The organism is Mesorhizobium sp. Arg314 (assembly GCF_053714275.1).
The window spans coordinates 1-259 of sequence record NZ_JBSKBP010000355.1; the positions used below are offsets into that span (position 1 = coordinate 1).

The 259-nt window shown below is 52.9% G+C and carries 1 protein-coding gene; it reads left to right on the plus strand.

Annotated features, from left to right (window positions below; translation table 11 throughout):
- The coding region (locus tag ACWGS9_RS35840; RefSeq protein ID WP_454509565.1) for a LacI family DNA-binding transcriptional regulator at positions 1-259 on the plus strand (259 nt) is incomplete at both ends.

Consider the following 259-nt stretch of genomic DNA (forward strand, 5'->3'; position numbering starts at 1 on the left):
AGGTTGGCGTTGGAACCGCTTCGCGAGTTTTGAATGGCTCGGCCAATGTTTCGGCAGCAACACGAAAAAAGGTTTTGGCCGTAATCGCTGAACTTGGTTATGCGCCCAACCTGGTAGCGCGTAGTTTGGCAGCAAATCGAACAGGATTGATCGCCGCAATCATTCCGGCCCTTGGTTACACGCAGCATGTTGAAGTGATCCAGGGCATGACCGATGCCCTGCATTCTCATGGCATGAACCTGATCATCGGAGCATCTGG